10 protein-coding genes are annotated in these 13,995 nt (G+C 38.3%); 3 read left to right on the forward strand and 7 right to left on the reverse strand.

Annotated elements, in window-relative coordinates; translation table 11 throughout:
- Positions 1–25: 25 nt before the first annotated feature.
- The 6 genes from CHB66_RS00710 to CHB66_RS00735 form a co-directional block, all read right to left on the reverse strand.
- Positions 26–1,588 carry a sugar porter family MFS transporter gene (locus tag CHB66_RS00710; protein ID WP_089236948.1) on the reverse strand — a complete coding sequence of 521 codons (1,563 nt, stop codon included), beginning with the start codon at positions 1,586–1,588 and terminating at the stop codon, positions 26–28.
- 150 nt (positions 1,589–1,738) lie between these two features.
- Positions 1,739–3,043, reverse strand: coding sequence for an MFS transporter (locus CHB66_RS00715; protein ID WP_089236950.1), 1,305 nt, complete (start codon positions 3,041–3,043; stop codon positions 1,739–1,741).
- A gap of 78 nt (positions 3,044–3,121) precedes the next feature.
- Positions 3,122–3,925, reverse strand: coding sequence for a helix-turn-helix domain-containing protein (locus CHB66_RS00720; RefSeq protein WP_089237430.1), 804 nt, complete (start codon positions 3,923–3,925; stop codon positions 3,122–3,124).
- Between the two features lie 215 nt (positions 3,926–4,140).
- Positions 4,141–5,202: a DUF4221 family protein gene (locus tag CHB66_RS00725; protein WP_245812636.1), complete on the reverse strand. Its 1,062-nt coding sequence runs from the start codon at positions 5,200–5,202 to the stop codon at positions 4,141–4,143.
- A gap of 177 nt (positions 5,203–5,379) precedes the next feature.
- Positions 5,380–5,586 carry a type II toxin-antitoxin system VapB family antitoxin gene (locus tag CHB66_RS00730; protein ID WP_089236954.1) on the reverse strand — a complete coding sequence of 69 codons (207 nt, stop codon included), beginning with the start codon at positions 5,584–5,586 and terminating at the stop codon, positions 5,380–5,382.
- 192 nt (positions 5,587–5,778) lie between these two features.
- The gene (locus CHB66_RS00735; protein WP_089236956.1) at positions 5,779–6,648 is read right to left on the reverse strand and encodes a LysR family transcriptional regulator; all 870 of its coding nucleotides are present in this window, start codon (positions 6,646–6,648) and stop codon (positions 5,779–5,781) included.
- A 180-nt stretch (positions 6,649–6,828) separates the two neighbouring features.
- Here CHB66_RS00735 and hutH point away from each other — a divergent pair, with 180 nt between their 5' ends.
- Positions 6,829–8,400: a histidine ammonia-lyase gene (gene hutH, locus CHB66_RS00740; RefSeq protein ID WP_170932397.1), complete on the forward strand. Its 1,572-nt coding sequence runs from the start codon at positions 6,829–6,831 to the stop codon at positions 8,398–8,400.
- Positions 8,401–8,480: 80 nt separating this feature from the next.
- Here the strand turns inward: hutH and CHB66_RS00745 are convergent, their stop codons facing one another.
- Positions 8,481–9,641 carry a 6-bladed beta-propeller gene (locus CHB66_RS00745; RefSeq protein ID WP_089236960.1) on the reverse strand — a complete coding sequence of 387 codons (1,161 nt, stop codon included), beginning with the start codon at positions 9,639–9,641 and terminating at the stop codon, positions 8,481–8,483.
- Positions 9,642–10,490: 849 nt separating this feature from the next.
- Here CHB66_RS00745 and hutI point away from each other — a divergent pair.
- Positions 10,491–11,735, forward strand: coding sequence for an imidazolonepropionase (hutI, locus tag CHB66_RS00755; protein WP_089236964.1), 1,245 nt, complete (start codon positions 10,491–10,493; stop codon positions 11,733–11,735).
- Positions 11,736–11,876: 141 nt separating this feature from the next.
- Entirely contained in the window at positions 11,877–13,871 is a 1,995-nt protein-coding gene (locus CHB66_RS00760; protein WP_089236966.1) for a urocanate hydratase, read from the forward strand.
- Positions 13,872–13,995: the final 124 nt, after the last annotated feature.

Raw genomic sequence — 13,995 nt, forward strand, 5'->3', positions numbered from 1 at the left:
CCAGTTTTTAATTGTATAATTTATATCACTTCTTTATAAGAATTGCTTCTAACTCCTCAAGTGACTTATTTTTAGTTTCAGGCACAACCACAATTACAAACACTACCCCTATGGCAGCAAATAATCCATAAATAAGAAATGTAGTGCTACTTCCGAATGTATCCAATTGCCAAGGAAAAAACTGCTGAACCAAGTAACTCACCAAAGAATTAATAAAACCAACAAATGATATAGCAGCACCTTTGATATTGATCGGAAATAACTCCGAAAATAAAACCCACATGACAGGTCCTATGGATATAGCAAATGAGGCTACAAAACCTAAGATACCAATCAAAATAATGGTTGGATTCATGGAGATGGAGGCTGTAATAGCCTGAGATTCAAAAGTCAACGCATCGACTTCTCCCAATGAGGCTCTCAAAGCTTGCTTGAAGCTAACATCGGTATCGAATACTACGTCAACCATGTTCTCTAATCGATTGGTATCTACCTGCTCAGGAAGTGCTTTTATACTCTCCTCGGTTAACTGATAAGTAGCAGAACCAAATCCATAAGCAAGTAAACTCATGCACAAAGCTATTCCAATTAATCCACCAACCAAAAGTGGCTTCCTTCCCAATTTATCAATAAATAAAATTGCCAAAACAGTAAACACAAGATTTGTCAAACCGACCAAAATTGCCTGAATAAAAGAAGCATCGGTCCCAATTCCTGATTGCTCGAATATCATTGGTGCATAAAAAAATACAGAATTAATTCCCGTGATTTGTTGTAAAATAGCTACCACCACACCTATTAATAAAACCCATCTATAGGCTGGTTTAAAAAATTCGGTCAATTTTACTTTTTCTTTGTCTTTTTCTTCTTCAATGCTATGTGCAGCATCATTGATTTGCTTCTGCGCATCTTCAACATTTGTAAATTGCTTCATGATAAAAAGCGCTTGATCTGTCTGTCCTTTCATTACCAACCAGCGTGGACTTTTAGGAACAAAATACAAACCAACAAAATAAAGCATCGCAGGCAAAAATTCTATGCCTAGCATCCATCTCCAATTCCACTTATCAAAACCCAAAGACAAAGCCCAATCAGCTCCTGAACCTGCAAATTTTAAGATCAAATAATTTGAAAAGAAAGCAGCAGAGATACCAATTACGATGTTAAGTTGATTGAACGACACTAGTCTGCCACGCATGTTGGCAGGAGCTATCTCAGCAATGTACATCGGCGCCAATATCAAAGAAGCCCCTACTCCAAATCCACCAAGCATCCGCGCTATAACCAATAATAAAAAAGTAGGTGCAAGAGCAGAACCTATCGCACTGACTGCAAATAAAATCGCAGACCACTGTAATACCTTTCTCCTGCCGAACTTATCACTTAAAGGTCCTGCCACCATCATTGCTAGTGTAGCAGTCAGGGTCAGAGAAGCTACAGACCAGCCTAGTTGAAGTTTGGTTAAATTGAATTCTGGCTCTATAAACTTGACAACTCCTGAAATCACGGAAGCATCAAAGCCCATCAAAAAACCGCCAAGTGCTACTATCAGTGCAATCTTGACGGTGTAAGTTTGTGTTTTGGTCATTTGTATTCTGGGTTAAAGTCAATTGAAGGAGCTAATTTCATTTTAAGAAATTAGCATAACCAAAACAAATCATTACTTATCGCTAAGGCTAAAAAATGACTACATCAAAAATACATCAATGATCAAATTAAATTTCACCAATGATTTCAATTAGACTTCTTTGAGTCTGAAAGTCAAGAATAAAGCAATCATCAATAAGCCAACAAAGACAAACAACATCACCTGCACCCCAAAAAAGGAAGACAGACTCCCTAACCCAGCAGCAACTAATGTAAAAACCCCGATCATTGTATTTGAAAGTGAGACAAAAAGGGGCCTTTCTTTTTCAGGAGCAAAATCTACCAGGTACGTTTTCCTGCTCAATCTGGCACCCCCATGCGCCATGACCTGTATCAGGAAAAGTGCTGCAAAAACATAAATATTCTGCAAGCTATCAGGCCAAAATGGAAAGAGTGCCATTAATGAAATATTCACCATCCCAAGAATAGAAACCCAAACCATCAGCTTGCGGCTGGATTGATCAGCAAATCTCCCCCAAAAAGGACTGCTCACAATATTGGCAATGCCTGCTGCAATCACCATAATACCTAAATTATTCACTTCGCTACCCAATTCCTCTTTTCCCAAAACTACGAAGAAAGGCTGTGCTAATGGGATTGCCATCAAAAGCCCTCGGGTAAAAATAAAGCGTCTCAGATTGCTATCTTCTTTCCAGAAATTCCATGCATTTGTAATTTCATTTACTGGTGATCTACCTCCTTCTGTGGCTCCTCTTTCTTCAGCAATCAAGGAAAATAAAAAAGCGGACATCAACCATAAAATTGCACCGGACATCACCACCCAAAACAGCATTTCTTTATCTTGCTCTCCTTCTAAGTCTCGAAGGATAAATACCCCTGCAAATAAGGTCAATATTCCTCCGATTGTGGAACGCATGGCCAGCAACTGCCCTCTCTTCCCTTTGGGGACAGTTTTGCCAATAACATCCTTGAAGCTAATGCTTGCGATTCCACTTGCCAAACTAAAAATCAGCAATAAACCTAAAATCAAAATCCCAGCAGTATTACCTTCTGTAGCCAAAACCACAAAGGCCATGGCAAATAAAGCCACTGCCTGAATCACGGCAGGTACTACCCAAAACCATTTCCTGATGGCATACGCTCGGATTTTGGCAGAGACAAAAAGCTGAGGTAAAAGAGAGCCAGCATCCTTAATGGGAACTAATGCGCCAGTGAATAGATTCGGAACACCTAAAGCAGAGAGTATCCAAGGCAAAGTGGTCCCAGGACTAACCAACTGCTCTGCTAATTTGGATAAAGAGCCGCTGAATACATTTTTGAAAAAGTTTCCCGGAGTTTCCTTACAGGCCCTTTCAGAAATAGCCTCACAGGCCCTCTCCTCACCTTCGTCGGTAATGAGTTCGTATGCTTTGGAAACAACTGTTTGTTCAGACATGGTCAAAAATAAGAAAACCTAACCCTAAATCTAAGAATGAATAGGGATAGGTTTATTTGGAGTTGAGTTTTATATAGTTTAAGCCAGTATTCCTTCAATCAATTTATGTTCTTTTTGACTAGCATTTGAAAATAATAAGTAGATCAACATCAAATCGAATATCGTTACAAACACTAATCCTGCAATTGCAAAGAAAAAGGTCACAAAAAATAATGCTGCTAGAAGCCCAACAATACCAGATGCTAGGAAAAGATTTCCCATTTGTTGTCTTTGATGTATCAACCCAATTGAAAGCGGAATTAAAGAAAGACCAAAAAAGAATAATTTAACAAATCCAATTAATTTATAATCAGTAAGTGTTTGACCTAGTAAACTAATATCTAGAGAAATAAGACTTATACTTACAATGATCAAAAAAACAGAACCCCACCGAATCCATCCAGAATCAAGTGCTTCTCCAAGCTTAAACCAACCTGAGAAAAAGAGGGAAAAAGTCACTCCTACAGCAATTTTCAAAGGAATATAATAAGAAGGAATCTCTAAAGCAGATCCGAAAAACAAAATCCCATCCCAATAAAATTCCAAAAAAGAAATCAGAAAATAAATGCAACCTGATATAGCACCAATCAAGAATATTTTCTTTCTCTGAGAAGAGAATTGAAAACTTTCATTTCTATGCGAAATAGAAAATGAATTCTCATTTTCAACACCTAATGCTTCTAAAATAGCTTTGACAGTGTAAGACCTAGGTGTGACTTCCCCTGCTTCAATGCGCTGTATGGTGCGTACGTTGATATTACATTTTTCCACTAATTCCTCTTGGGTCATTCCTTTGGCCTTTCTCCATTCTTGGATCTTTTGACCTAGCTGTGGTTGATTCATATTTATAAAGTTTTGTTTGACCATGGCAAGTTGTGAGGATTCTCACAAATATAGCCCGAAAAATAAGAGGATTTCACCCGACATTTGGACGGCATTTCTTAAAAGACTCAAGATACAAGAGTCAAGAGGCATAAATTCAACTACAGGGAGTGAGGTACGAAGTTAAACAAGTCAAAAATTTGAAGATAATTAGCTCATTGCTCTTGATTATGAACTTATTTCCCAACTAAAGCAAAAATCTCAAAATCCATCAAATCTTCCTGAACATCTGGATTATCAGGGTTATTAGTAGAAAGATAAAGTCCTTTTTTTCCGACAAAAGCATTCATCGGCAAATACTTTCCCTCTTCAAAATAGGTCTCTGTAAGTAGTTTTAGATCCTTGTCAAATACCATTACCACAAAGGGACCAGGGTTATTTCTCAAAGCCCGAACTTCTTCCTCGGTATTTACATCCAAATCAGGATAGGCAAAACGATAAAAAACCTCTCGGTAAGGGTCATGAATCAAATTATCATATCGAGAGCTGGCGTTACTATACTTTTGAGACTGCAAAAATGCCCCATCTACTGGGAACAAAGGAAGCTTGTCACTCAAATATTCACTTTTGGCTTCTTCTTTTTCTAAAGGCGAATTAAAATCAGATGCCCAATACAGCTGGTGATCTCCAAAAAAGGAATAAACGATTTTTCCTTCCCCCTCTGCCCTACTGAATTCAAAGCGCTTGAATCCATTTTCTAAATATTCACTAGGGTAGTGATGCATCAATAACTCAGTATCCAAGGTTTTTAAATCAAGTCTAAAACTCAATTTGGAAGAGGCCAACATCTCATTGGTCATTTCACGGTAGTTGTCTATGATAGCTGGTCTCGTCTTGAAGTTTATTTTACCACCCTGAATAATCGGAGGGCTTATAAAACTGATATTATGCACAAATCCTGCGGTATGATTTTCCGGTAAATTGTATTTGAACCTTTTTATCAAATTACCTGAACCATCTACTAATGAAAATGAAGCTCCTTGAAAAGGAAAAAGAAAAATACTATCTAAAGTATGTACATGAAATGCCATCAACTCACCAACACCTTGATCACCTTCTTTTTCAAAAGGAATAGACTTGATCAATTTCCCTTCTTCTAAATCATACATTTGAAGTGAATTTGTAGCCCAATTAATATTGAAGACTAATTCCTTTTCTGCCTCCACATATTGTAGACCCATACTAAAATCAGGAGTAGTTTCATCAATCAAAAGACTTACTTTGCCTTTTGATGTCATTTGAAATTCTTTTGTTGCTTTTCTAGAGCTCGAATCACAAGAGTAGCATAATAGTAGGGTAATGCAAAAAAAGAAAATATAAGTCTGTTTCATGAAAACTGTTATTGAAATGAATTCAAACCTAATGATTTAATTTCAAAAATTCAATCCAGACTGAAGTATTAAAAACTACACCATTCATTTTCTATTTATTTCACGCAATTCCTGAGAAGAATATTTGAATTCCAATGGTTCATTCAAAACCAAAGCTCCAAGCTCTTTTAGTTTTTGAGATCTAATGTAAGTTTTCAAAGCTATTTTCAAGGTATCTGTAACTGTACTAGACTTAGAAAGCTCCATTGCTTCGGCAATCAAATCATCTGGAATTATCGCTGTAACTTTCATGTTATTAAGTTTTTACAAAAACAAGATAAACGATCGGATAAAAAAATCCTAACGGAATAAAAGCAATTATCAGGACAAATAAACAAGATATCATTTGATTGATTTGGCTCTACAAATATTTAGCCTTGGGTATAACTTGGCCGTGGCGGATTTCAACTATAATTCAATTTATTTCACGAAGTATATATCATTTCAACAACCCAAAACCTTCTCTAAAGCTGGATTCCTATTCCCCTTTTTCCACACTGAATAAAGCTCCGTTTTTTGCTTGATCCTATTCAATTCTATAAATTTCACCTTGAGGTCATACCCCTGTTGCAGGGAAGTTGGTATGATAGCTACCCCTAGACCTGCTTCCACCAGTTTGAAAATAGTCAAAGCATGGACAGACTTATGAGTAATTCTAGGAGAAAAGTTTTGGTCCTCACAAATTGACATGATCTTATCATAGTAAATGGAAGAGTAGTCATGGGAAAAGAAGATAAAGTTTTCTTCCTTCAATTGCGATACATTTTTGAATTTATCTTCAGACAAATCGTGGTCTGAAGGCAGGACCAATGAAAAAGTATCCTCTTGCACCATTTTCATCTGTAGTACCTCAGGAACCCGCGCTAGCCTCACAAAACCCAAATCCAATTTATCCTTTTCGAGCATCTCAATTTGTAAAGTGTTGCTGAGTTCCTCCATAGTGGTTTGGATACCTGGGAAATGCTGGGAGATTTTCACCAAAAGTTCAGGTAGGATAGTATGGGCAGCAGATCCAAGAAACCCTATTCTAAGTTCACCAATATTTCCAATTGCAATCTCCTTGAGTTGGGTTTTGGTGAGTTCGAGGTGGTTGAAAATGTAATCTACTTCAGACTTGAGGTAATGTCCTGCAGCTGTTAATTCTACTCTTCTCTTAGTTCTTTCAAAAAGCTGCACCGCTAATATTTCCTCCATCTGCTTAATCTGACGGCTGAGTCCTGGTTGTGAGATAAATAAGCGTTCCGCTGCCCTACCAAAGTTCAGTTCTTCGGCTACGGCACGGAAATATTCGAGGTGTCTTAATTCTATATTCATTTTTTGGCTTCTCGCAAAGGAATCAAAGGTGCAGAGATCGCAATTTAATAAATAACCTAGAGTAATTACAAGTTGATAAATATAGTATTTATAATTATCATAAGGTATACTTAATTTTGTTTAATGTCTCTTGCGGACTTAGCTTCTCTGGGTTCTTTGCGAGAGGAAATACTTTAGATTATGAAAACTACCTTCCAATACGGCCAACAACTTCTCACTGCTTCCATAGCCCTGAGTATAGCTAAAGATGAAATCCAAGGTATCCTCACAGAGGAGACTAGAAAAAAAGTTCGAGCTAGTGCTTCAGCTGTAGAAAAAATTGTTGCAAATGGAAAACCTGTCTATGGGATCAATACCGGTTTTGGTCCACTTTGTACCACGATGATTTCGCCTGACCAAACTCGAAAGCTTCAGGAAAATATCTTGAAAAGCCATGCTGTTGGAGTGGGGGAACCCATTCCTATCGATATTTCAAAAGTGATGATGATCCTAAAGATTCATGCTCTAGCTAAAGGATATTCAGGTATACAGGAAGCTACGCTAGACAGAATGATCTGGCACGTAGAAAATAATGCCATTCCTGTAGTCCCAAAACAGGGCTCCGTGGGTGCATCAGGAGATTTAGCACCTCTTTCGCATTTATTTTTACCCTTAATCGGCCTAGGAAAAGTCCATTACAAAGGCGAGGTCATTCCTACACAAAAGCTATTTCAGCTTCATCAGCTTGCCTCAATTCCTTTAGGACCAAAAGAAGGTTTGGCACTCATTAATGGAACCCAGTTCATGGCTGCTTTTGGGGTAAAAGTCCTAGAAAGATTCTACAATATTCTCGCCCATGCGGACATTACCGGAGCGATGATGTTGGAAGGTTTGCTCGGTTCAATCAAGCCATTTTCCTCCGAACTCCACGAACTCCGTCCCTATGCTGGAAACCAACATGTAGCCCAGACCATCCTAAACCTCTTGCATGAATCCGAAATCGTACATTCCCATGCAGCGTGCGCGAGGGTTCAAGATCCGTATTCACTTCGCTGTATGCCACAAGTGCATGGAGCTTCTAGAAATGCCTGGCTACATCTGAAACAAACCTTGGAGATCGAGATCAATTCGGTCACCGACAATCCTGTTGTCTTCGATGAAAACCATACCATCAGCGGTGGAAACTTCCATGGACAACCAATTGCCATGCCTTTGGACTATGCCTGTCTGGCTGCCTCCGAAATCGGCAATATTTCGGACAGAAGGATTTACCTTTCCCTGGAAGGAGATACTCCCGGAGTACCTAAATTACTTCTGAAGGAAACAGGGCTGAATTCCGGTTTTATGATCCCACAGTACACCACTGCAGCTTTGGCAAGTGAAAACAAAGGACTTTGCTTCCCTTCTTCGGCAGACAGCATCCCAACTTCGCTTGGTCAGGAAGACCATGTGAGTATGGGAAGTATAGGAGCCAGGAAAGCCCTTCAGGTAATAGAAAATGTAGAAAAAATCCTTGGTGTAGAACTATACTGTGCAGCCCAGGCTGTGGACTTTCATGCCCCATTGAAATCCGGGAAAATCATGACCGCCCTCTACGAACATGTACGCACCAAAATCAAACATGTCACCGAAGATCAGATCATGTATGAAGATATGGAAATCGCTATTGAGATGATCCGAAGTGGGGAATTGCTTACCATAGCGAGAGAAGTTGCAGAGAAAGAAGGATTGGAATTGGAGACGCAATGGTCAGGGGACTTTGATAAATGGTAAAAAGTTCAAGTCTGCAATTGTAATCAGAAAAACTTGCTTTGATCAGGAAGGAGTAAGTACTGAACCAATAGAGTTTTTTCTTATTTCAGTTCGAACTCCACCAAGACATGATAATCACCTTTTAATTTTTCTTTGTTTTCCTGAAAAAAACCATGAATATCATCAGGCAAGGGCGTTAAGCTTCTTCCTTGAAAAGTTTCAATATAACTATTGTACAATTGACTGGATGAAAACAAACAAACAAAGCCAAATTCAGAAAAAGTCCATGGATAATATTTAAGCGTAAAACCATCTAAATCATTAATGAAATTTTTTGCTTGATAAATTATTGATAATGAGTCATTTAAAATTAAAAGGTGGTTATCTTTATATCCTTGTTGAAATGTAACCAGAAAAGAATCTTTGTAAGGAGCAAATAACCCAATATTCTCAACTATTTCATTTTCTGAAACATAGGGTAGTCTTTTATTATGATTTAGATTAAAATCAATTCTTTTTAAATCATCAATGCTGTTTTTTCCTAAGTCGAATTCAATTTGATTTTTTAAAATACCACTACTATCAAAAAATGCTATAGAATAGGAAAATGGGATATTGAATATAACTTGGTTATTTTTTTGGTTTTTGATAAAACCATTATTGTCCGAATAACGCAATTTTTCAAAACCTTTCTTTATATCAACGAAACCTTGTATTTTGGAGTTTTCGATCCGCAAAAAATTAAAATTTTGCCAACTGATTTTATTGTCCATATACTCCAAAATAAAGTTTTCTCCACGAAAAAAATTAGGACCATCCACATATTGCCTTATTTCCTCAATAAAATTACCATCCAGATCATAAGTCAAAATTTTCCCAAGTATTTTATCCTTAATAAACAATTTGTTGTTATTGATGCAGAAATCCTCAAGCAGGTAAAACTCGGATGGGCCTTTACCTGTGGACATAATTGATTTAACCAGTTTACCTGATCTATCAAAAATTAATAAATTGCTAAGGACTCGATCCTCAACATAAATTTTATTTTTGTGGAAAACAATTTTATAAGGTTTAACCAATGGAATTTCCTCTGGTGTATCCAAAAGGATGTAGTTCACATTTTGAGCTATATCAGAAATTGAATTAACCTCTGATTCCGAAAGGTTTATATCAATTTTTTGGACATCAAAATCCTGCAACTTCCCATTACAGCCACATAAAAATGAAAATGAAAGAAATAGTACAAAAACATGTCTATACATTTTTGGGACTTTTTTCGGTTTAAAAAGGAAGGACTAACCCTTCCCTTCTATGAATAGAATATTTAGCAAACTGTTTGATCTGATACTGAACAGGTTGCATTAGGTTCTTCCCTACAAACCTTCCATGGTTCCCCACTTGAACATTTTAGATCTTTCATTTCATAACCCTCTACGTCATCACCATCTTGTCCAAATGAAGATCCGATTGAAAAGGAAAAACAAAAAACAGTCAATAATAGAAATGTTTTTAAATGCTTCATAATAATGTGTTTTTAAATAAATTAATGATTAAAATGTATAATTGAAATTAAGAAAATAAATGTTTTGATCCAAAATCACTAACCACTAATAACTATTTACTTGCCCTAAATTGCACTATTCAAATAGTCAATTTCAAAACAATCTTTTAAAAATTAGTTTACCCCCCCCCCCCGAATTCAAACTAAAATGTAAGTAAAATCCATTTTTTCGATAGATTAAACTTTTTTTATAGTTTTTGAAAAAAAGTTGGAGTACAATTTCAGGTCTCAGCATTAAATCGATTTATATTATTCCTCTTAGTTATCAATAAGAGATCGAATTGGTATTTATAATTATCAGTTCTAAAAGTTAACTTTGGAAAAGTTAAACTGAAAACAACAGGGATTTTGAAACCATGTAGACTGTCCTCTGAATTGCAAATTCCTAGAAACTATAGGATCTTAACCTTTGAGGTCTTTTTTTTAGACCTCGAAGGTTTATCCCAAGGATAAAGCACAAAACCAGGTCTTCTAGGATTTCAATAATTCAAAATCTAAACCATAAAGACCTTCGAGGTTTTGAAAATCTCAAAGGTCAAACCAAAAATATATGCAAACCATCAAACACACCTTCATCGGCCCCATTCGCCAAGCCGTCACCATGGCCAACCTCCCACTCAAAGGCGCATTGAAAGATGAACAGCTGCAAGTTATCCAAGAAGCAGGCATTTTGATAAAGGATGAAGAAATCTATGAAATAGGCCCCTATTGGGATCTTTATCCTGAAGCTCAATCCATCGGAGCAGAGATGATATCCTTGAAAGGAGATTTTGTTGCACTGCCTGGATTAGTTGATTGCCATACACATATTTGTTTTGGAGGTAGTCGTGCACAAGATTATGCCATGCGCAATGCGGGGAAATCCTACTTAGAGATTGCTAAATCTGGAGGAGGGATTTGGGATACCGTCTCCCAAACGCGGAAGGCTAGCCTTGACAAACTAGCTCAGCTGACTGTGCAAAGAGCCAATAGGCACCTCAAAGATGGGATTACTACAATTGAAGTAAAAAGTGGCTATGGCTTAGCTATTGAAGAAGAACTCAAAATGCTTAGAGCGATCAAACTAGCCAATAAAAATACATTAGCTGATTTGATTCCAACCTGCCTTGCCGCCCATATCCCCCCCAAGGATTTTCAAGGTACAAATAAAGATTACTTGAAGACCATTGCTGACGAGGTTTTTCCAATCCTCAAAATAGAAGGATTATCCAATCGGATCGATGCATTTATAGAGGAAACAGCTTTTACAGCCGAAGATATTCAACCCTACTTCCAAAAAGCCAAGGAAATGGGCTTTGATATTACGGTGCATGCGGATCAGTTTCATGCTGGCGGTTCTCAGGTAGCCGTGAATATCGGCGCAATCTCCGCAGACCATCTAGAATCCAGTACAGATAAGGAAATTGAGTTATTGGCAAGTTCAGATACCATAGCTGTTGCCCTTCCGGGAGCATCTTTAGGCTTAGGTATGGCTTACACGCCAGCTAGAAAATTACTCGATTCAGGAGCTACTTTGGCTATCGCCTCTGACTGGAATCCTGGCTCTGCCCCGATGGGAGATTTACTGATGCAAGCCTCTGTTTTGGGTACTTTCGAAAAACTAAGCAATGCAGAAGTATTGGCAGGAATAACTTATCGAGCTGCTGCAGCTTTAGGGATAAAAAACCGAGGAACGCTTGAAGTCGGGAAGCTTGCAGATATTATCCTTTTTCCTACGGACGATTATCAAGAGATTACTTATCAGCAAGGAAGATTGAAACCGACAATTATTATTAAAAATGGAGTTAAGGTTTAATTGAAATAAAGTAGAAATCCGATTGAAATAAAATAGAAATATGGTTGAAATAAGCTAACACAAAATATTTCTATTCTTTTTCGAGAAGCATATTTCTACTGTATTTCAGATTGCCATACAAAGACCATTAAATAAAATATCATGACCTTCCAAGAATCTATAATTCAAGGCATCCCCACTGCCCTTCCTTCCAAAAAGAAGCCTGATCCTAATTTTTCTCATGCTCCCAAGCGCAAGGACATCTTAAGTATTGAAGAAAAAAAACTTGCAGTGAGGAATGCGCTGCGCTATTTCCCTAAAGCTTGGCATAAGGAATTGGCAAATGAATTTTTTGAAGAATTACAGGTTTACGGGAGGATTTACATGTATCGTTTTATACCGGATTATGAGATATATGCCAGACCTATTTCGGAATATCCAGCTCAATCCCAACAAGCTGCGGCCATCATGCTGATGATCCAAAATAACCTAGATCCAGCAGTTGCACAGCATCCTCAAGAATTGATTACTTATGGAGGAAATGGGGCTGTTTTCCAAAATTGGGCGCAGTATTTACTCACCATGAAGTATTTGGCTGAGATGACTGAAGAACAAACCCTGCACATGTACTCTGGTCATCCTATGGGACTTTTTCCTTCTTCCAAGGAAGCTCCACGAGTAGTGGTTACCAATGGGATGATGATCCCAAATTATTCCAAACCTGATGATTGGGAAAAATACAATGCCCTAGGTGTTACACAATACGGACAAATGACCGCAGGATCTTACATGTACATTGGCCCTCAAGGAATCGTCCATGGTACCACCATCACGGTGATGAATGCTTTTAGAAAAAAACTGGGGTCTGCTGTCAATCCAAATGGCAAGGTATTCCTTACCGCTGGTTTGGGAGGAATGTCAGGCGCGCAACCTAAAGCTGGAAATATTGCGGGTTGTATCACTGTCTGTGCTGAAGTCAACCCAAAGGCTGCCTACAAAAGACATGAACAAGGTTGGGTGGATGAATTAATTGAAGATTTGGATAAGCTCTGTGAAAGGGCAAGAAAAGCCCAGGAAAAGCAAGAGATCATATCCATCGCCTATCTGGGCAACATAGTGGATGTATGGGAGAAATTTGACGAGGAAAATATCAAAGTGGAACTGGGTTCAGATCAAACTTCCCTGCACAATCCTTGGGCAGGTGGGTACTATCCTGCTGGTCTAAGTTTCGTAGAAGCCAATGAGATGATGGCCAATGATCCAGAACAATTCAAAACTAAAGTGCAAGAATCCCTTCGAAGACAGGCTGCTGCGATCAACAAGCATGTAGCAAAAGGAACTTACTTTTTCGATTATGGAAACGCCTTCTTGTTGGAAGCTTCCCGGGCTGGGGCTGAGGTGATGGCGCAAAATGGAATTGATTTTAGGTATCCCTCCTATGTGCAGGATATTTTGGGGCCGATGTGTTTTGATTATGGTTTTGGTCCTTTTAGATGGGTTTGTACTTCTGGAAAGTCAGAAGATCTGGAAAAAACTGATAAAATAGCAGCAAAGGTACTCAGAGAAATCATGTCCTCCTCTCCCGCCGAAATCCAACAACAAATGCAGGATAATATCAAATGGATAGAGGAAGCAGGCAAAAACAAACTGGTGGTGGGTTCTCAAGCCCGTATCCTCTATGCAGATGCAGAAGGCAGGATCAAGATTGCACAAGCTTTCAATAAAGCAATAGAGGCAGGTAAAATATCAGCCCCAATCGTGCTTGGCAGAGATCACCATGATGTCAGTGGTACCGATTCCCCTTTCCGAGAAACCAGTAATATCTATGACGGAAGCAAGTTTACCGCAGATATGGCCATCCACAATGTGATTGGTGACAGTTTCCGGGGAGCAACTTGGGTCTCCATCCATAATGGTGGCGGCGTAGGCTGGGGAGAAGTAATCAATGGAGGCTTCGGTATGCTCTTAGACGGCACTACTGAAGCAGCAAGAAAGCTCCAGTCTATGCTTTTCTACGACGTGAACAATGGGATATCAAGAAGAGCTTGGGCTAGAAATGACGAGGCCTTATTTGCCATAAAAAGAGAAATGGAAAGAACACCTGGTTTGAAAGTCACTATACCCGAGAAGGTAGATGAAGATTTATTGAACTTTTAAATTTCTCGTGCCAAATAAAAGATCATTAGCCTAGCAATATATGCATGCCTCATTTTACCTATTACTTTTTTTACTCCTTTTGTCAACGATCAGAAATACAACATTGCACAGTATCACATAAATT

Source organism: Belliella buryatensis (genome assembly GCF_900188245.1).
GTDB classification, from domain to species: Bacteria; Bacteroidota; Bacteroidia; order Cytophagales; family Cyclobacteriaceae; genus Belliella; species Belliella buryatensis.

Coding starts and splice junctions, on each gene's coding strand:
- CHB66_RS00720 (WP_089237430.1), bottom strand. CDS start 3,925: ATGAATCAACCACAGCTAGGTCAAAAGATCCAAGAATGGAGAAAGGCC.
- CHB66_RS00725 (WP_245812636.1), bottom strand. CDS start 5,202: ATGACATCAAAAGGCAAAGTAAGTCTTTTGATTGATGAAACTACTCCT.
- hutH (WP_170932397.1), top strand. CDS start 6,829: ATGAAAACTACCTTCCAATACGGCCAACAACTTCTCACTGCTTCCATA.
- CHB66_RS00735 (WP_089236956.1), bottom strand. CDS start 6,648: ATGAATATAGAATTAAGACACCTCGAATATTTCCGTGCCGTAGCCGAA.
- CHB66_RS00715 (WP_089236950.1), bottom strand. CDS start 3,043: ATGTCTGAACAAACAGTTGTTTCCAAAGCATACGAACTCATTACCGAC.
- CHB66_RS00745 (WP_089236960.1), bottom strand. CDS start 9,641: ATGTATAGACATGTTTTTGTACTATTTCTTTCATTTTCATTTTTATGT.
- CHB66_RS00710 (WP_089236948.1), bottom strand. CDS start 1,588: ATGACCAAAACACAAACTTACACCGTCAAGATTGCACTGATAGTAGCA.
- hutI (WP_089236964.1), top strand. CDS start 10,491: ATGCAAACCATCAAACACACCTTCATCGGCCCCATTCGCCAAGCCGTC.
- CHB66_RS00760 (WP_089236966.1), top strand. CDS start 11,877: ATGACCTTCCAAGAATCTATAATTCAAGGCATCCCCACTGCCCTTCCT.
- CHB66_RS00730 (WP_089236954.1), bottom strand. CDS start 5,586: ATGAAAGTTACAGCGATAATTCCAGATGATTTGATTGCCGAAGCAATG.